The sequence below is a fragment of the Mesorhizobium dulcispinae genome (assembly GCF_033977345.1).
Taxonomy (GTDB): domain Bacteria; phylum Pseudomonadota; class Alphaproteobacteria; order Rhizobiales; family Rhizobiaceae; genus Mesorhizobium; species Mesorhizobium dulcispinae.
On sequence record NZ_JAVIIY010000002.1, the window covers coordinates 465,555 to 482,503 of the forward strand.

At 64.5% G+C, this 16,949-nt stretch carries 19 protein-coding genes; 2 read left to right on the forward strand and 17 right to left on the reverse strand.

What is annotated here, in order from left to right:
• Positions 1–36 precede the first annotated feature (36 nt).
• The 7 genes from RFN30_RS07075 to RFN30_RS07105 all read right to left on the reverse strand — a co-directional run bounded on the left by RFN30_RS07075 (position 37) and on the right by RFN30_RS07105 (position 4,823).
• Positions 37–339 carry a glycine zipper domain-containing protein gene (locus RFN30_RS07075; protein WP_320261387.1) on the reverse strand — a complete coding sequence of 101 codons (303 nt, stop codon included), beginning with the start codon at positions 337–339 and terminating at the stop codon, positions 37–39.
• A gap of 105 nt (positions 340–444) precedes the next feature.
• The gene (locus RFN30_RS07080) at positions 445–984 is read right to left on the reverse strand and encodes a MerR family transcriptional regulator (protein ID WP_067000781.1); all 540 of its coding nucleotides are present in this window, start codon (positions 982–984) and stop codon (positions 445–447) included.
• A gap of 126 nt (positions 985–1,110) precedes the next feature.
• The gene (locus RFN30_RS07085; RefSeq protein WP_010915609.1) at positions 1,111–1,434 is read right to left on the reverse strand and encodes an integration host factor subunit alpha; all 324 of its coding nucleotides are present in this window, start codon (positions 1,432–1,434) and stop codon (positions 1,111–1,113) included.
• 104 nt (positions 1,435–1,538) lie between these two features.
• Positions 1,539–2,510, reverse strand: coding sequence for a beta-ketoacyl-ACP synthase III (locus RFN30_RS07090; protein WP_320261388.1), 972 nt, complete (start codon positions 2,508–2,510; stop codon positions 1,539–1,541).
• 9 nt (positions 2,511–2,519) lie between these two features.
• Positions 2,520–3,590, reverse strand: coding sequence for a phosphate acyltransferase PlsX (gene plsX, locus RFN30_RS07095; RefSeq protein WP_320261389.1), 1,071 nt, complete (start codon positions 3,588–3,590; stop codon positions 2,520–2,522).
• 130 nt (positions 3,591–3,720) lie between these two features.
• Positions 3,721–4,269 (reverse strand): YceD family protein, encoded by a 549-nt coding sequence (locus tag RFN30_RS07100; RefSeq protein ID WP_320261390.1) that lies wholly within the window; start codon positions 4,267–4,269, stop codon positions 3,721–3,723.
• Between the two features lie 11 nt (positions 4,270–4,280).
• The gene (locus RFN30_RS07105) at positions 4,281–4,823 is read right to left on the reverse strand and encodes a ubiquinol-cytochrome C chaperone family protein (RefSeq protein ID WP_320261391.1); all 543 of its coding nucleotides are present in this window, start codon (positions 4,821–4,823) and stop codon (positions 4,281–4,283) included.
• A 117-nt stretch (positions 4,824–4,940) separates the two neighbouring features.
• On the opposite strand from RFN30_RS07105, the gene RFN30_RS07110 reads away from it, so the two are divergent.
• Entirely contained in the window at positions 4,941–5,462 is a 522-nt protein-coding gene (locus RFN30_RS07110) for an outer membrane protein assembly factor BamE (protein WP_320261392.1), read from the forward strand.
• 142 nt (positions 5,463–5,604) lie between these two features.
• Here the strand turns inward: RFN30_RS07110 and RFN30_RS07115 are convergent, their stop codons facing one another.
• The 5 genes from RFN30_RS07115 to osmF form a co-directional block, all read right to left on the reverse strand.
• Positions 5,605–7,746 (reverse strand): sodium-translocating pyrophosphatase, encoded by a 2,142-nt coding sequence (locus RFN30_RS07115; protein WP_320261393.1) that lies wholly within the window; start codon positions 7,744–7,746, stop codon positions 5,605–5,607.
• A gap of 252 nt (positions 7,747–7,998) precedes the next feature.
• Complete coding sequence (locus RFN30_RS07120) at positions 7,999–8,748, reverse strand: ABC transporter permease (protein ID WP_320261394.1); 750 nt, start codon at positions 8,746–8,748, stop codon at positions 7,999–8,001.
• The gene (locus RFN30_RS07125) at positions 8,745–9,680 is read right to left on the reverse strand and encodes an ABC transporter ATP-binding protein (RefSeq protein WP_320261395.1); all 936 of its coding nucleotides are present in this window, start codon (positions 9,678–9,680) and stop codon (positions 8,745–8,747) included. The genes RFN30_RS07120 and RFN30_RS07125 overlap by 4 nt, the downstream gene beginning before the upstream one ends.
• Positions 9,677–10,840, reverse strand: a complete 1,164-nt coding sequence (locus tag RFN30_RS07130) for an ABC transporter permease (protein WP_320261396.1) — start codon at positions 10,838–10,840, stop codon at positions 9,677–9,679. Before RFN30_RS07130 ends, RFN30_RS07125 begins: the two co-directional genes overlap by 4 nt.
• 249 nt (positions 10,841–11,089) lie before the next feature.
• A complete protein-coding gene (gene osmF, locus RFN30_RS07135) occupies positions 11,090–12,001 on the reverse strand; it encodes a glycine betaine ABC transporter substrate-binding protein OsmF (protein ID WP_320261397.1) in 912 nt (303 codons plus the stop codon).
• Between the two features lie 208 nt (positions 12,002–12,209).
• On the opposite strand from osmF, the gene RFN30_RS07140 reads away from it, so the two are divergent.
• Positions 12,210–12,782 carry an NADPH-dependent FMN reductase gene (locus tag RFN30_RS07140; RefSeq protein WP_320261398.1) on the forward strand — a complete coding sequence of 191 codons (573 nt, stop codon included), beginning with the start codon at positions 12,210–12,212 and terminating at the stop codon, positions 12,780–12,782.
• 61 nt (positions 12,783–12,843) lie between these two features.
• On the opposite strand, the gene RFN30_RS07145 is transcribed toward RFN30_RS07140, so the two are convergent.
• The 5 genes from RFN30_RS07145 to RFN30_RS07165 form a co-directional block, all read right to left on the reverse strand.
• On the reverse strand, positions 12,844–14,061 hold the full coding sequence (locus RFN30_RS07145) for an MFS transporter (RefSeq protein ID WP_320261399.1): 1,218 nt from the start codon (positions 14,059–14,061) through the stop codon (positions 12,844–12,846).
• Positions 14,058–14,552 (reverse strand): transcription antitermination factor NusB, encoded by a 495-nt coding sequence (gene nusB / locus RFN30_RS07150; RefSeq protein ID WP_320261400.1) that lies wholly within the window; start codon positions 14,550–14,552, stop codon positions 14,058–14,060. The genes RFN30_RS07145 and nusB overlap by 4 nt, the downstream gene beginning before the upstream one ends.
• Positions 14,549–15,043 (reverse strand): 6,7-dimethyl-8-ribityllumazine synthase, encoded by a 495-nt coding sequence (gene ribH / locus RFN30_RS07155; protein WP_320261401.1) that lies wholly within the window; start codon positions 15,041–15,043, stop codon positions 14,549–14,551. The genes nusB and ribH overlap by 4 nt, the downstream gene beginning before the upstream one ends.
• 139 nt (positions 15,044–15,182) lie before the next feature.
• Positions 15,183–16,190 (reverse strand): methyltransferase, encoded by a 1,008-nt coding sequence (locus RFN30_RS07160; RefSeq protein ID WP_320261402.1) that lies wholly within the window; start codon positions 16,188–16,190, stop codon positions 15,183–15,185.
• Between the two features lie 81 nt (positions 16,191–16,271).
• Entirely contained in the window at positions 16,272–16,889 is a 618-nt protein-coding gene (locus RFN30_RS07165; RefSeq protein ID WP_320261403.1) for a riboflavin synthase, read from the reverse strand.
• Between the last annotated feature and the right edge of the window lie 60 nt (positions 16,890–16,949).

Here is a 16,949-nt window from a genome sequence, read left to right on the forward strand (position 1 = left end):
ACTGCCGCCATTTCTGTTTTGCAGTCCGTCGAAAAGTCAGCGCCGGCTGATGAGAAGGCCGGCAAGCAGTCCAACCACGACCAGCCCCACGGCGGCCGCGGTGGCCGGATGGTCGCGCGCGGTGCGCTCGACCGCCCTGCCCTTGCGCCGGATTGCCGGCAGCGCCTCGTGCAAGCGATCGGCGAGCTGCGAATAATAATCGGACGCCGTCCCGCGGCCGTCCTCGTAATAGGCATCGCCGCGTTTGGCCAAGGCCTTCCTGAGATCGTCAAGCTGGCGCGAGAGCGCTACAACCTGCCTGTCCAGATCCACATCGGAAAGCGTCAAAAACAATGCCATGCCTGATGTCCTTCTCCTGCAGAGAAGGGCTAACGCATGGACGCGACGGCAGTTCCGACCGTCGGAGACGCCGGCCATTCATCCCGCAGGAGCGGCAAACGAAGCTCAACGCACCTGGTCGAGCAGGCGCTTGCACTCCAGGAGGTCGAAGAGCGCCTCCTGCAGCAAGGCCCGGTTGTCGCGCGACAATTTCGAGGAGTCCGGCTGCACGGGACCTTCGTCGTCGCCCTTGCCGAGGCCGAAGAAACGACGGCTGGGCTTCACCTTGGGCTGACCGACCAGCGCATCCTCGTCGCCGCGCGGCTGGGCAGCCGCGGTCAGCGGCACCTGCTCGGCCTGCCGGCGTTGCGCGATCGCCTCGACGGCGGCCATGTCGCCGTTGCCGATGGCGACCAGGAAATGATTGCCGTTCTCGCGCAGGAGCTTCTGCACGCCTTTGATTGTATAGCCCTGATCGTAGAGCATGTGCCGGATGCCCTTGATCAGTTCGACATCCTGCGGCCGATAATAACGGCGGCCGCCACCACGCTTCATCGGCTTGATCTGGTTGAAACGCGTTTCCCAGAAGCGCAGCACGTGCTGCGGCAGGTCGAGATCTTCCGCGACTTCGCTGATGGTGCGGAAAGCATCGGGGCTCTTGTCCATGGGCGAATCCTCACGCTGGACCGAGATCCGGAGTTGATCCGAATCGCGGCTTATTTCAGCGGTTTATGAAACAATATTCAAGCCCGGCGTCAAAGCGGGCCGCGGTTTTCAACCGGCATTCGCGGGTTACTTGCCGCCCTTGGCCTTGCTGTTCTGGTGCGAACGCAGGATGCGGTTCTTCAGCACGTTCGACGATTTGAAGGTCATCACGCGGCGCGGCAGGATCGGCACTTCCTCGCCGGTCTTGGGATTGCGGCCGATGCGCTCATTCTTGGAGCGGACATGGAAAGTCGCAAAGGAAGACAGCTTCACCGTCTCGCCACGAACGATGGCTTCGCAAATCTCATCCAGGACGGCCTCGACGAGCTCGGCCGATTCAGTTCGCGACAAACCAACCTTGCGGTAAACGGCTTCGGCAAGGTCGGCACGCGTAAGTGTCTTTCCCCCCATGCAACCGTCCCATCAGCTCAAAAAAACGTAAATCGATACAGCCAGCGGCAGAGCCTAAGTAATTGATCCGTCAAGGTCAAGGACCGAACCGGCGCGTTCGGCACTTACCAGCGGAGCAATACCGCGCCCCAGGTGAAACCTCCGCCCATCGCCTCAAGGAGGACGAGGTCGCCCTTCTTGATGCGGCCGTCGGCGACGGCCACCGACAAAGCGAGCGGCACGGAAGCAGCCGAGGTGTTACCGTGCAAATCGACGGTGACCACCACTTTCTCTTCGGCTATCCCGAGCTTCCTGGCGGAAGCGTCAATAATCCGTTTATTGGCCTGATGCGGCACGAACCAGTCGAGGTCTTCCGCCGTGATGCCGGCCTGGGCGAAGGTCGCTTCGATGACATCGGTGATCATGCCGACGGCGTGCTTGAACACCTCGCGGCCTTCCATCCTGAGATGGCCGACCGTCCCCGTCGTCGACGGGCCACCGTCGACGAAGAGCTTTTCCTTATGGACGCCGTCCGAGCGCAGGCTGGCGGCCAGCACGCCGCGATCGGCGATGCCGCCCTTCCCCTCCTGCGCTTCCAGGACGACCGCGCCGGCGCCGTCGCCGAAGAGCACGCAGGTCGAGCGGTCGTTCCAGTCGAGGATACGCGAGAAGGTTTCGGAGCCGATGACCAGCACGCGCTTGGCAAGGCCGCCGCGGATATAGAGATCGGTGGTGGCGACCGCATAGACGAAGCCGGAGCACACGGCCTGCATGTCGAAGGCGAAGCCATGATGCATGCCGAGCCGGTTCTGGATCTCCACCGCGGTCGCGGGAAAAGTGTTGTTGGGCGTCGACGTCGCCAGCACGATCAGGTCGATGTCGGCAGGCGTCAGGCCGGCGCTGTCGAGCGCGGCACGCGCCGCGGCTTCGCCCAGCGAGGCCGTCGTCTCATCATCGGCCGCGACGTGGCGCTGGCGAATGCCGGTGCGCTGGACGATCCACTCGTCGGAGGTCTCGACCATGCCTTCGAAGTCGGCATTCTTCATGATGCGGCGGGGCAGCGCGGCACCGTTGCCGCGCACGACTGATCTGATCAAGGTTCGTTCCTATTCCTCGGCGTCGACGGCGACGCCGGATTTCCTGTTTGCCTGGGCATTCGGATTGCGCGCATGGAACAGATCGAGATCGGCCTCGATCCGGTCAAGCAGATTGTTGCGCACCATGTCGTAACCGAGCTCGATCGCTGCCGCGAAGCCATCCGAATCGGCGCCGCCGTGGCTCTTCACCACGATGCCGTTCAAGCCCAGGAAGACGCCGCCATTGGAGCGGCCGACATCCATCTTCTCGCGCAGCCGGTCGAAGGCGCCCTTGGCGAAGACGTAGCCGATCCTGGCCATCAGCGTGCGGCTCATGGCGGCGCGCAGGTAGCCGGCGATCTGCTTTGCCGTGCCCTCCGCGGTCTTGAGCGCGATGTTGCCGGCAAAGCCTTCGGTGACGACCACGTCGACCGTGCCCTTGCCGATGTCGTCGCCCTCGACGAAGCCGCGATAGTTCATCGAGGCCATGTTGGCCTCGCGCAGCATGCGCCCGGCGTCCTTGACCTCTTCCTGGCCCTTGATCTCCTCGACGCCGACATTGAGCAGGCCGACGCTCGGCCGCTCGATGCCGAATACCGAGCGCGCCATGCCGGTGCCAAGGATGGCGAAGTCGACGAGCTGATGCGAATCCGCGCCGATGGTGGCGCCGACATCGAGCACCACGCTCTCGCCGCGCGTCGTCGGCCAAAGTGCTGCGATCGCCGGGCGATCGATGGTGGCCATGGTGCGCAGGCAGAATTTCGACATCGCCATCAACGCGCCTGTGTTGCCGGCCGAGATGCAGGCCTGCGCGGCGCCGTTCTTCACCGCCTCGACCGCCTTCCACATCGAGGATTTCCAGCGGCCGTGGCGCAGCGCCTGGCTGGGCTTGTCGTCCATCCTGACTGCGACCTCGCAATGGATGAACTCGCTGACCTCGGCGAGCTTGGGAAACTTGGCCAGTTCGGGACGCACGGCGTCCTCTCGGCCATAGATGACGAAGCGGATGTCAGGGCGGCGGATGGCGACCGTCATCAGCGCGGGGATGACGACGCCTGGTCCGTGATCTCCGCCCATGGCATCGATGGAAATCCTGATCACGCGGTGTTTTTCTCACGGTTTGCCTGGCTAGCGGCGCGCGCATGCCAAGGTAAGGGGGCTCGCGAAGGTTCGGCGAAAATAGCGGTTTTGGGCTGCCGCACAACCAACTTTTCCAAAATCCAGGCCGCCTTCAGGATTTTCCGAGCAGCGAACGCAGCTTTTTCTGGAATTCGCTTTCTTCCGGCTGATCGTCGCCTGCGGTATCGAGCGAGGCGCCGGGCTTGCGCGGATAAGGATCGATCGCCAGGCCGAAAAACTGCTCGGCGAGCGCGCCGACATCGATGGTGTCGCCGGAAAATGTTTCCGGGCTGTCCGGCCCGTCGGCGTCGAGGACGATCTCGCCGCCACCCTCGAAGCCTTCGCGTCCGAGCTTGGACTGCTCCGGCAGGAACAACGCCTCGACGGGCTCGTCGATGTGGGCGGCGACCGGATCGAGGGTGACGATGCAGGCCTGGGTGATGTCGGCCTCGACGTGGCCGCTGACCTTGACGCCGTTGCGTTTCCAGGACGCCACCAAGAGTTCAGCGCGGTAGCTCTCGACGGAAAGCAGGTCATATTCGGCGGCAAGCGCCGCGCGCTGCCGTTCGTCGGCCTCGATCATGACCGGCAAACCCTTTTGCGGCAGACGGGCGACATTGGCGACGAAGGATACGGGGCTTCGCTGTTCGGCGTGTTTCATTCTCGCCTCCATCACGCGGTTCCGGCCACCGGGAACGCGACGGTGCCGGACACGATCGATTCGGTCGGCTGCGCGGCAAGCTGCCCGGACGCAGCGGAAACATAGTTGGCCAGCAGCGGCGCCTCGGGCCACTCGCCGGCGTCGGGCCTGACGTTACGGGAGAGCGCCGCGGCAAGGGCGGCGCGATCGTCTTCCCGCAAGGCGTCGTCGTAGGCCGCCGTGCGGCCATAGAACATCTTTGCCAGCTTCTTCATGCGCTTCGGCACACCGACATCGCTGATGCCGAGTTCCCTCAGCGAATGGTCGACATCGAGGAAGAACTCATCGATCAGCACCTGCGCAACCTCGGCCGCGGCTCCGCCTTCCCCGCGCAGCCGGTGCTGGATGAGGTACATATGCAGCGACAGCATCTCGAAGCGGCCGAGCGGCATATCCGGCACATTCCAGTCGGAATAAAAGACGGTTTGCCGCGCCGCCGCCACGATTTGTGCGTAGAGCGCCTCGGTGATGGCGCGGTTGGCGTGACGTTCGCGGCCAAAAAGGCGCTGGAACATTGAGGGCGGTCTCCCGGGGACCTGTTGTTTGATTTGGCCTTGTTGCATCGGCATGCAAGCTGGTTTACCGGTTTTGCGGCCCAGCGCAAGTTGCGGGGATGTGATGGAGAATTGTTGTTGGGTGCGCTGAAATTCAAGTCGTTTCTTACGCCTGTGCCGGCGGGCGTAGCTTCTCTGCTGGTGGTGGTGTCCGCGCTTTCGGGCTGCAATTCGTCCAAGATGATCGGCGACCTCAGCCCGAGCGAGACGCTGACGCAGGGCTATGTCATTGACCAGGCGGCGATCGACTCGGTGCCGGTCGGCTCGAGCCGCGAGCAGGTGCTTCTGGCGCTGGGCACGCCGTCGACGACGGCGACCTTCGACAATGAGGCCTTCTATTACATTTCACAGACGCGCAAGCGCTATGTCGCCTTCGACAAGCCGCATCTGGTCGACCAGCATGTGCTGGCGGTCTATTTCGGCGCCGACGGCCGCGTCACCCAGATCGCCAATTACGGCCTGAAGGACGGCAAGATCTTCGACTTCATCTCGAGGACGACGCCGACCGGCGGCAAGGACCAGAACTTCCTCAGCCAGATCATCAACGGCGCCAGCAAGCTGGCGCCCGGCATCCCGGGCGGCGGTGGCGGCACGCCCTGAGTCCGGCTGACAGGAATTCAGACAAGCAAGACCCGCCAAATCGCACCGGCGGGTCTTTTTGTTTCAACGAAACCAGTCGGTCCAAAACAAAACCCGCGGGATCGCTCCCGCGGGATCTCTGTCTTGAAACAAGCAGCTTGGCTCAGCCGTGCGCGAGCACAGCCAAGAGCAGCAGCGCCACGATGTTGGTGATCTTGATCGCCGGATTGACGGCGGGGCCGGCGGTGTCCTTGTAGGGATCGCCGACGGTGTCGCCGGTAACCGAGGCCTTGTGCGCCTCAGAGCCCTTCAGGTGCTTGACGCCGCCCTTGTCGGTAAAACCGTCCTCGAACGACTTCTTGGCATTGTCCCAGGCTCCGCCGCCGGAGGTCATCGAGATGGCGACGAAGAGGCCGTTGACGATGACGCCGAGCAGCGAGGCGCCGAGCGCGGCGAAGGCCGACGCCTTCGAGCCCGAGATCAGGAACACGCCGAAATAGACGACCATCGGCGCCAGCACCGGCAGCAGCGACGGGATGATCATTTCCCGGATCGCCGCCCTGGTCAGCAGGTCGACCGCGCGCGCGTAGTTCGGCTTCGACGTGCCGGCCATGATGCCCTTGTCTTCGCGGAACTGCTTGCGCACCTCCTCGACGATCGAGCCCGCCGCGCGGCCGACGGCCGTCATGGCGATGCCGCCGAACAAATACGGGATCAGGCCGCCGAAGATCAGGCCGGCGACGACATACGGGTTGGAGAGGTCGAAGGAGACCTCGCCCATGCCCTGGAAGTAAGGGAATTTGTCGCCATTGGCGGCAAAGAACTTCAGGTCATTCGAATAGGCGGCGAACAGTACCAGCGCGCCGAGGCCGGCCGAGCCGATGGCATAGCCCTTGGTCACCGCCTTGGTGGTGTTGCCGACCGCGTCGAGCGCGTCGGTCGATTGGCGCACTTCCTTGGGCAGGCCGGCCATTTCGGCGATGCCGCCGGCATTGTCGGTGACCGGGCCGAAGGCGTCGAGCGCCACGATCATGCCGGCAAGGCCGAGCATGGTGGTGACGGCGATCGCGGTGCCGAAGAGGCCGGCGAGTTGGAAGGTGGCGATGATGCCGCCGACGATGACGATGGCCGGCAGCGCGGTCGATTCCAGCGAGACCGCCAGGCCCTGGATGACGTTGGTGCCGTGGCCGGTCACCGACGCCTGGGCGATCGAGTTCACCGGGCGCTTATTGGTGCCGGTGTAGTATTCGGTGATCACCACGATGAGCCCGGTCACAGCCAGGCCAATCAGCCCACAGATGAACAGGTTCTTGCCGGTGATGGCGAGGCCGCCGACAGTGCCGATCTCGCCCCATCCCAGCACCGCCGACGTGGCGAGCGCGAGGCCTACGATCGACAGCAGGCCTGTGACGATCAGGCCCTTGTAGAGGGCGCCCATGATCGAGCCGTTGGACCCCAGCTTGACGAAGAAGGTGCCGACGATCGAGGTCAGGATGCAAGCGCCGCAGATGGCGAGCGGATAGAGCATGGCGGCGCCCAACACTGCCGTGCCGCCGAAGAAGATGGAGGCCAGAACCATGGTGGCGACGACAGTCACCGCATAGGTCTCGAACAGGTCGGCGGCCATGCCGGCACAGTCGCCGACATTGTCGCCGACATTGTCGGCGATGGTGGCCGGGTTGCGCGGATCGTCTTCCGGAATGCCGGCTTCGACCTTGCCGACGAGGTCGCCGCCGACGTCGGCGCCCTTGGTGAAGATGCCGCCGCCGAGACGGGCGAAGATCGAGATCAGCGAAGCGCCGAAGCCGAGCGAGACCAGCGAGTCGATGACGACACGGTCGTTCGGCTGCAGGCCGAGCGGGCCGGTCAGGATGGCGTAGTAGATGGAGACGCCGAGCAGCGCGAGGCCCGCCACCAGCAGGCCGGTGATGGCGCCGGACTTGAAGGCGATGTCGAGGCCGGCGGCGAGGCTGTTGGAAGCGGCCTGCGCGGTACGCACATTGGCACGCACCGAGACATGCATGCCGATGAAGCCGGCAGTGCCCGACAGCACGGCGCCGATCAGGAAGCCGATCGCCGAGGTGATGGAGAGCAGCCACCAGGCAAGCAGGAGCACGACGATCCCGACGACGGCGATGGTGGTGTACTGGCGCGCCAGATAGGCCTGGGCGCCTTCGCGGATGGCGGCGGAGATTTCCTGCATGCGCTGGCTGCCCTGATCGGACGCGAGGACCGAACGTGTCGCCCAGATGGCGTACAGGACTGAAAGCAAGCCGCAGGCGATGACGGCGGTAATGATGGTCATTGCCGGATTTTCCTCGATTGTTGGCCCAGAAGAACCCCTCCCTGGGCCGTTGGGACGGAGATGAACGCCGCGCGCGGAATCCACCCCTTGGCTGCGGTGTATGCGAAACAGGGCCCGGAACGTCAAGATATTGTTCGGTTTTTGCCCTGCTTTCGCCGGAAAGACGAAGACGGCGATGTCCGCCCAAGCAAGAGATTCTAATTAGATCGATTGAAATGACGCAAGGGCAATTGGGCGATCAGCAGTTGCCCGCTACTCCGCCTCCCGCCCCATCCGGCGCGCGGCGTAGCGCTCGATCGCCGACAGGCCATCATAGATCAGCACAGCAAGCGCCGCGACGATCAGGCCGCCCTGCAGCACAAAGGCCAGGTTGTTCGAGATCAGGCCGGCGATGATCACCTCGCCCAGCGTCTTGGCCGCCACCGTGGAGCCGATGGTCGCGGTGGCGAGGCTGATGACCACCGAGAGCCGGATGCCGCCGAGAATCACCGGGGCGCTGAGCGGCAATTCGACCTTCATCAGCCTTTGCCAGCCGGTCATGCCGGCGCCGCGCGCGGCTTCCATGACATTGCCCGGCAGCGTGGTGAGCGCGGTCAGCGCGTTCTCGAAGATCGGCAACAGCCCATAGAGGAAGAGCGCGATCAGCGTCGGCTTCTCGCCGAAGCCGACCGCCGGCACGGCGAGCGCCAGCACCGCGACGGGCGGAAACGTCTGGCCGATGTTGACCAGGCTACGCGACAGCGGCAGGAACTCGGCACCGACGGGCCGGGTGACCAGGATGGCGAGCGCCACGGCGACGATCGTCGCGGCGACCGTGGCGACGAGCACGGTCCTCAGATGCAGCAATGTCAGCGTCAGCAGGCTCCCCTGGTTGTAGATTGCCGGCGCACCGTTTTCGGTCAGGGGCTTCAGCAACGGCTCGAACCAGCCCGGATTGGCGATGAAGACCACCAGCAACACCAGAAGCGCCAGCCTCAACAGCGCGGGCAGCCAGGCCCTCATGCGGGCCTCGCGCGCTTCACCAGCCCTTGAACGGTGACGCGCCCGAGCGGCTTGCCGTCGGCGCCCTTCACAGGCAGCGCCGGACGGCCCGTCCACAGAAGCTCGGCCAGCGCGTCGCGCTGGCTGGCGTCGCCGGGGATCGCCTCGCCCTCGGCGCCGCCGGGCTCCACGGCATCGCGCACGCGGCCAAGCGACAGAAGCCGGAACGGCCGTTCGCTGGCGCCCACCAGGGTTTCGACGAAGCCGTTGGCGGGCCTCGCCAGGATCTCCGCCGGTTTGGCGTATTGCAGGACCTTTCCGGCATCCATGACGGCGATCTTGTCGCCCATATGCACTGCCTCCTCCATGTCGTGGGTGACGAGGACGATGGTGGTGCCGAAGCGCTTCTGGATCGCCAGCAGATCCTCCTGCGCCTTGGTGCGTATAATCGGGTCGAGCGCGCCGAAGGGCTCGTCCATCAGAAGCACGTTGGGCTCGGCGGCTAAAGCGCGGGCAACGCCGACACGCTGTTGCTGGCCGCCGGAGAGTTCATGCGGATAGCGCGGGCCATAGGCCTGCGGATCGAGCTGGTAGAGCGTCATCAATTCCTCGACGCGCGCCTTGATGCGGTCCTTGTCCCAGCCGAGCAGCAGCGGCACGGTGGCGATGTTCTGCGCCACCGTGCGGTGCGGGAACAGGCCATGGCCCTGGATGGCGTAGCCGATGCTGCGGCGGAGCTGGTGTCCGGGCAGCGAACGATTGTCGGCGCCGTCCAGTTTGATTACTCCGGCAGTGGGCTCGACCAGCCGGTTGATCATCCTGAGCAGCGTCGTCTTGCCGGAGCCGGAGGTGCCGACGATGACGGCAATGGTGTGCGGCTCGACGACCATCGAAACATCGTCGACAACGGCCGTGCCATTATAGCGCTTGGTGATGCCTTCGATCTCGATCATTCGGTGCCTGCCCTGCGCTTGGTGGGGGTCATTTCGATGACCGCGTCGAGGATGATCGCGGCTGCAAAGGCCAGCGCCACGGTGGGCACTGCGCCGAGCAGCACAAGGTCCATCGCCGTCTGGCCGACGCCCTGGAAGACGAAGACGCCAAAACCGCCGCCGCCGATCAGCGCCGCAATGGTGGCAAGGCCGATGTTCTGCACCAGAACGATGCGGATGCCGGTCAGGATCACGGGAAAGGCGAGCGGGAACTCGACCTCGAACAGGCGCTGGCGGTCGGTCATGCCCATGCCGCGGGCGGCATCGTTGGCGGCGCGAGGCACACCGGCAAGGCCGACCACGGTGTTCGCCACAACCGGCAGCAGCGAGTACAGAAACAGCGCGACAAAGGCCGGCGCGGTGCCAATGCCCCTGATGCCGGCCGCCGCCGCGCCCGGCACATGCGCGGCGATCCAGCCGAGCGGCGCGATCAGCAGGCCGAACAGCGCGATCGACGGGATGGTCTGGATGATGTTGAGCACATTCAGCACCCCTGCTCGCAGCGGCTCGACGCGGTGGCAGAGGATGCCAAGCGGAACGCCGGCGACCACCGCGGCTGCCAGCGAGCCCAGCGCCAGCGTGATGTGCTTGGAGCCTTCCGCCCAGAAACTGTCGGCGCGGCTGGCATATTCCTTGAGAATGGAAAGGCTGTCCCAGCTTCCCGAGACGAGCAGCGCGCCGACGGCGAGCGCGGCGACGGCAAGAACGCCGACGCGCGCCCATGGCGAGAGGTCCAGCCTGGTCAGCACATCGGCCAGAAGCAGCGTGAAGGCGAAGATCAGCAGCCAGAAGCCGGAGGCCGGCGCGACGCGGGCGAAAGTGTTGCCGGCGGGCGTCAGGAAGCCGCCGGCAACGCCGATCAGGATGGCAAGGGCGACCAACGCGACGACGCTGGCGGCCAGCCTCAGGACAAGCGGCGTCCGCAGCAGCGCGACGATGCCCCCAACGATCAATATCGCCAGCAGCAGGGTGCCAAGCGCTTGGGGTAACGCTTCGAGGATCGAGCGCGCCTGTCCCGGCACGATCCGATTAGCGCGGAATGTGGCGAAGGGGGCCGCGAAGGCGGCGTAGGCGACGATCGCGGCGATCACGACGCCGAGCTTGTCGAAGCGGAGGGTCATCGGCTGCTTGCGCGGCGCTTTGGAGGGGCAGAATTAGGAAGGCCTCGTTCCTTCGCGCCCCCCTCTGTCCTCCCGGACATCTCCCCCACAAGGGGGGAGATTGGCAGCTTCGTCGCTGGCGCTCTCCTTGCCACGCTGGAGATTGGCGAAAGCCAACGCGACATCCGATCTCCCCCCAAGTGGGGGAGATGTCCGGCAGGACAGAGGGGGGCGCCTCGCACCGGCGTCGCGCTTTTCAAGCCAGACTTATTACTTCAAAAACCCATTCTTCTTCAAAAAGTCTTCCGCTACCCCCTTCGCCGGCTCGCCACCCAGTTGGACGCGGCCGTTGAGCTGCTGCAGGGTGACGAGGTCGAGCTTGGCGAAGACCGGCTTCAGCAGCGTATCGATTTCCGGATGCTCCTTGAGCACCTGCTCGCGGATGATCGGCGCCGGCTGGTAGACAGGCTGCACATTCTTGTCGTCCTGGAGCACGACAAGGCCGGAAGGCTGGATGCCGCCGTCGGTGCCGTAGACCATGGCGGCGTTGGCGCCGTTGGTCTGGTTGGCGGCGGCGGCGATGGTCGCGGCCGTGTCGCCGCCGGAAAGCGTGATCAACTGGTCGGGCTTCAGCTTGAAGCCGTAGGTGGTCTGGAAGGCAGGTAGCGCCGCCGCCGAATTGACGAACTCGGCCGAAGCGGCAAGCACCACCTTGCCGCCGCCCGAGACGTATTTGCCGAAGTCCGAGAGCGTGGTGAGCTTGTTCTCGTCGGCCACCTCCTTGCGCAGCGCTATCGCCCAGGTGTTGTTGGCGGGCGACGGCGACAGCCAGACGATCTTGTTGGCATCATAGTCGAGCTTCTTGGCGGTCTTATAAGCCTTGGCTGCGTCCTTCCACACCGGATCGTCCGCCTTCTGGAAGAAGAAGGCGGCGTTGCCGGTGTATTCGGGATAGATGTCGATCTCGCCGGCGGCAATCGCCTTGCGCACCACAGGCGTCGCGCCAAGCTGGATGCGGTCGGTGGTCTTGATGTTGTTGGCGTTCAAGATGAGCTGGATGATGTTGCCGAGCACACCACCCTCGGTGTCGATCTTCGAGGAGACAACGACCTGCGCATTCGCGGAGGCTATCGTAATGCCGAGCGCGATCGCTGCTACGGAGAGCTTTCCGATTGAAAACATTATGAAAATCCTTTGCTGTGAGCCGATGGACCGGAGGCGGCATATGAGCATGGCGTTAACGCGCCGTCGGGGCACACGGTTTCATAACTGAGAGGACACACGCAATAATTTTGTTCGAGGCCATCGGCAGCAACAACGGGCTGGCGATCTGCGGCCGCCCGTCTGATAATATCGGAAGGCGTCGGGCGATACGCAGGGAGCGTGTGTCATGGCCAAGCATAAAGTCGGCTACCTCATCGGAAGCCTTGCCAAAGGATCCATCAACCGCAAGCTTGCGAAGGCCCTCGTAAGGCTGGCCCCTCCAGAGCTTGAAATGACGGAGATCTCCTTCAAGGAGCTGCCCCTCTACAGCTACGACTACGACACCGATTTCCCGCCGGTCGCCTTGGAATTCAAGAGGGCCATCGCTTCCGTCCAGGCGGTGCTTTTCGTCACGCCGGAGTACAACCGCTCAATTCCAGGCGGTCTGAAGAATGCAATCGACTGGGCGAGCCGCCCTTATGGAAAGAATTCGTTTTCCCGCAAACCGTCCGCCGTCATCGGAACGTCGCCGGGCGCGATCGGTACTGCTGTCGCCCAGCAAAGCCTGCGCAGTGTCCTGAGCTTCTGCAACTCACCCCAGATGAACTCTCCGGAAGCCTACATTCAGTTTACCCCGGGATTGATCACCGACGACGGCGAGGTCACAATGGAGTCAACCGAAACTTTCCTGCGCAACTATATGGACGAGTTCCACATGTTCATAGCGCGGGTCCTGCAGGTTCTGCCGCCGGATGCCTGACGCTGGCCCTCTTCGGGTCGGGCTGTTGTAACAACCGAGGAAGGCCGCGGTCCGGTTGGCATCAGGTTTTGGCGGCGCCCATAATCTTCAACGTGCCCAGCGCGACAAAACACAGCGCGGTGACCGGGAACACCAGCCAGTTCAGCATGGTCCAGCCCCAGGCGTTGTAGATCGCGCCCGACATCAGCGAAGAGAAGGCGACGGAGCCGAACAGGACGAAGTCGTGGAAACCCTGCACCTTGCCTTTTTCGGATGGATGGTAGCTCGCGGCGACCATGGAGGTGGCGCCGATGAAGCTGAAATTCCAGCCGAGGCCGAGCAGGATCAGCGCCGTCCAGAACTGCCATAGCGCAAGGCCCGAAAGCGCCACCACGGCACAGCCTGTAAGCAGAACCAGCCCGATGGCGACGATGCGCTCGGCGCCGAAGCGGTGGATCAGCGAACCGGTGAAGAAACTCGGCCCGAACATCGCCATGACGTGCCAGGAAATGCCGAGCGTCGCGTCGTCCGTCGACAGGCCGCAGCCGACCATGGCGAGCGGCGCGCCGGTCATGACGAAGCTCATCAGCGCGTAGCTGCCGACGGCGCAGAACAGCGCCGCGACGAAGCGCGGCTGAGTGGCGATCTCAGCCAGCGGGCGGGCATCGCCACCGGCGACCACCGTGGCGCTGCTCGTCCGCCCGGACGTATGCAGGAAGGAAAGGATCGTCGCTCCGACGGCGGCCAGCACGAGGATCGATGCAAAGGACCCGGCGAACATCACCGGCGCCAGGAGCTCGCGCGTGTAGATGACAATCTGCGGTCCGAGGATGGCGGTGACGATGCCGCCCGCCAGCACGAAGGAAATGGCGCGCGCCTTGAACTCCGGCGGCGCGTTGTCGGCGGCGGCGAAGCGGAACTGCTGGACGAAGGCACCGCCCACGCCGATCACGCCGAGGCCGAAGGCAAACAGCCAGAAGCTCGACTGAAAGAGCGCGAGCGTCGCAATCAGGCCGCCGAGCGCGGTGATGACGGTGCCGGTCATGAAGCCGCCGCGATGACCGAGCCGGCGGATGATCGCGGCGGCCGGCAGCGCACCGAGCGCCACCCCGAGATTGAAGCCGGTGACCGGCGCCGTCGCCAGCGATTTATCGGGGCCGAGCAGATACTGTCCCGCAAGCGCGCCGAGCGAAATGGCGATCGGCGCGGCCGAGCCCACGATCGCCTGGGCGGCCGCGAGGAGCACCGCCGTGCGGCGCGCTTCCCCGCCGGCGCCTGCGACGACTGCCGCAGCCGTCACGACGCGTCCTTGCCGCGACCTTCGCCGCGCACCCGGCGCGAGACGCGATCGAGCACTGCGTTCACCAGCTTCGGCTCGTCTTCCTCGTAGAAGGCTTTGGCGATATCGACATATTCCGAGACGATGACGGCCACCGGCACGTCGTCGCGCTTCATCAGCTCGTAGACGCCGGCACGCAGGATGGCGCGCAGCGTCGAATCCAGCCGCGACAGCGGCCAGTCATCGGTGAGCGCCTGGCGAATGACAGGATCGATGGTCTTCTGGTTCTCGACGACGCCAGTCAGGATGGCGCGGAACCACTGCGCGTCGGCCTCGCGATAGAGCGCACCGTCGACTTCCTTGCCGAGGCGGAAGGCTTCGTATTCAGCAGTGATCTCGAAGACGCCGCTGCCGGCCACATCCATCTGGTAGAGCGCCTGGACGGCGGCAAGACGGGCGGCACCGCGCTTGTTGGCTTGGCGCGCCGTACCGGTATGGGCAGGCTCGCTCACGATTGGGCTCCGAATTTCTCTTTCAGCGCGATCATGCTCAGCGCCGCGCGCGCGGCGAAACCGCCCTTGTCGCCTTCAGTCCGACGGGCACGCGTCCAGGCCTGCTCATCGTTTTCCGTGGTCAGGATGCCGTTGCCGATCGCGATCGCTTCCTGCACGGAAAGATCCATCAGCGCACGGCTCGATTCATTGGCGACGATGTCGAAATGATAGGTGTCGCCGCGGATGACGGTGCCGAGCGCGACGAAGCCGTCATAGTGCACGCCGCCTTCGCCGGCGCCGTCCAGCGCGAAGGTGATGACGGCCGGAATTTCGAGCGAGCCAGGAACGGTGACGACGTCGTAGGTGGCGCCGGCCTCGTCCAGCGCGCTGGTCGCGCCTTCGAGCAGCGCGTCGGCGAGGTCGTCGTGGAAACGCGCCTCGACAATAAGCAGATGCGCCTTCGCCTTCGGACGAATGAACGCTTTGCCGTGTTGGGATGTGCCTGCCATAAAAGTCTCCGGGGGGTTGCCGGTGACTTAGGCCGAAGCCGGGTTGATCGCAAGCACAAGATTGTCGGGCCGATACCGGCCCAGCATTTATCGACGGTTTCGGGTCCCGCTCGGCGTGATCTTTCGGAACGTTCTTTGGCTAGGCAAGCGAAGCCTCAAGGATCGAGATCGGTGCCCGGGTGCCGATCACCCGCTCGAGCTTCAGTCCCGCGCCCTCGAACAGCCTGGCGTATTGCGCCTCCGTCCGCTCGAGGCCGCCGGTGACCGCGAGCATGACGACATCGATGGCCTTGATCTGATCCGGCGCGTCGCCTGGTGGCACGAGCGTCTCGGCCACGAGCACCCTGCCGTGTGCTGGCATGGCCTCGCGGCAACGCCGCAGGATCAGCCCGGCACGTTCATCGTTCCAGTCGTGGATGACCTTCTTGATGACATAGATGTCGCCTGCCGGAACACTCTCGAAGAAGTCGCCTGCGACGAAGTCGGTGCGCGGCAGATCGCCACCGGCGCCCCGGCGCGCCGCCGCCACCCCGGACGGCAGATCGAGCAGAACGCCGCTCAAATGAGGATTGCGGGCAAGGATCGCCGAGAGAAGCTGTCCGTGCCCGCCGCCGACATCGACGACCCGCGTGTATCGGCCAAAATCATAGGCGTCGGCCACCGCCTCGTTGCTGCCCTGGCTCAAGGCGACCATGGCTTTCTGAAACAGAGCGGCCTGTTCCGGGTGTGCCGAGAGCCAATCGAACCTCGGGCTTCCGAATACCTTGTCGAAGGCCGGCTTTCCGGTGCGTACGGAATGCAGAAGCTGCTCGAAGGCAAGATAGGCCTCGGTGTTGATCATCCGGATGAAGTCGCGCGGTCCCGGCCGATCGGAACGCAGCACCGCGCCAATTTCCGTCAACGCAAAATGGCGAGGGCGAATTTCAGTGAACACCCCCTCTGGCGCCAGAAGCCGCATCACGCGGTAGAGCGGTTCGGCATCCGCCTTCGTGGCGGCCGCCAAATCTTCAACCGACTGCCCGCCGGAGGCCAGAAGATCGGGAATGCCGAGTTCGATAACGACACGCAGCGCCTGTGACACGGCAAATCCGAAACCAAGTCTTACGACTTGTTGCGACGGGCTGCTCATGGCTTCGCCTCCGGCCAAGGAGAAAGCTTATGCGGAGCGTGATCAGAAGTGAAGCGGGAAGCCGTGAGGGAAAGCGGATTGCTCCGGCAGAGGATTGCCTCACAGCCCTTCTTTCACCGCCTCCGCCAGGCGCGCGGCATAACGCGCCATCGTATCGATCTCCAGGTTGACGCGGTCGCCGACCTGGCGCTCGCCCCAGGTGGTGACGCTCAGCGAATGCTGGATCAAAAGCACGTCGAAGCGGGTGCCTTCGACCTTGTTGACGGTGAGCGAGGTGCCGTCGAGCGCGACCGAGCCTTTCGGCGCGATGAATTTTGCCAGATGACGCGGCGCTTCCAGCGTGAAGCGAACCGCGTCGCCCTCCTCCTTGCGCTCGACGATCTCGGCCGTGCCGTCGACATGGCCGGAGACGATGTGGCCGCCGAGCTCGTCGCCGATCTTCAGCGCCCGTTCGAGGTTGATCCTGGTGCCGGATTTCCAGCCCGAGGCTGTGGTGAGCCGCAGCGCTTCCTCCCAGGCCTCGACCTCGAACCAGCGTGCGTTCGAACCATGCTCGGGCAGCGCCGTGACGGTCAGGCAGACGCCGCCGCAGGAGATCGAAGCGCCGATGGCGATGGTTTCGGGATCGTAGGCGGTGTCGATGCGCAAGCCGACGCCTTCGCTGAGCGGCTTCACATTGGCGACAGTGCCGACGTCCGTGACAATTCCAGTGAACATCAGAGTGTGTCTTTCAGTTGCCCATGATATTAGCCAAAAACCGGCTCCCACTTTTTGGGA

Bases quoted from the DNA above. Each gene is read 5' to 3' on its own strand.
- ribH (WP_320261401.1), bottom strand. From the start codon at position 15,043: ATGGCAGGCACATCCCAACACGGCAAAGCGTTCATTCGTCCGAAGGCG.
- RFN30_RS07115 (WP_320261393.1), bottom strand. From the start codon at position 7,746: ATGACCATCATTACCGCCGTCATCGCCTGCGGCTTGCTTTCAGTCCTG.
- RFN30_RS07140 (WP_320261398.1), top strand. From the start codon at position 12,210: ATGGCCAAGCATAAAGTCGGCTACCTCATCGGAAGCCTTGCCAAAGGA.
- RFN30_RS07165 (WP_320261403.1), bottom strand. From the start codon at position 16,889: ATGTTCACTGGAATTGTCACGGACGTCGGCACTGTCGCCAATGTGAAG.
- RFN30_RS07080 (WP_067000781.1), bottom strand. From the start codon at position 984: ATGGACAAGAGCCCCGATGCTTTCCGCACCATCAGCGAAGTCGCGGAA.
- RFN30_RS07120 (WP_320261394.1), bottom strand. From the start codon at position 8,748: ATGAGGGCCTGGCTGCCCGCGCTGTTGAGGCTGGCGCTTCTGGTGTTG.
- RFN30_RS07130 (WP_320261396.1), bottom strand. From the start codon at position 10,840: ATGACCCTCCGCTTCGACAAGCTCGGCGTCGTGATCGCCGCGATCGTC.
- RFN30_RS07105 (WP_320261391.1), bottom strand. From the start codon at position 4,823: ATGTTCCAGCGCCTTTTTGGCCGCGAACGTCACGCCAACCGCGCCATC.
- RFN30_RS07125 (WP_320261395.1), bottom strand. From the start codon at position 9,680: ATGATCGAGATCGAAGGCATCACCAAGCGCTATAATGGCACGGCCGTT.
- osmF (WP_320261397.1), bottom strand. From the start codon at position 12,001: ATGTTTTCAATCGGAAAGCTCTCCGTAGCAGCGATCGCGCTCGGCATT.
- RFN30_RS07085 (WP_010915609.1), bottom strand. From the start codon at position 1,434: ATGGGGGGAAAGACACTTACGCGTGCCGACCTTGCCGAAGCCGTTTAC.
- RFN30_RS07100 (WP_320261390.1), bottom strand. From the start codon at position 4,269: ATGAAACACGCCGAACAGCGAAGCCCCGTATCCTTCGTCGCCAATGTC.
- RFN30_RS07075 (WP_320261387.1), bottom strand. From the start codon at position 339: ATGGCATTGTTTTTGACGCTTTCCGATGTGGATCTGGACAGGCAGGTT.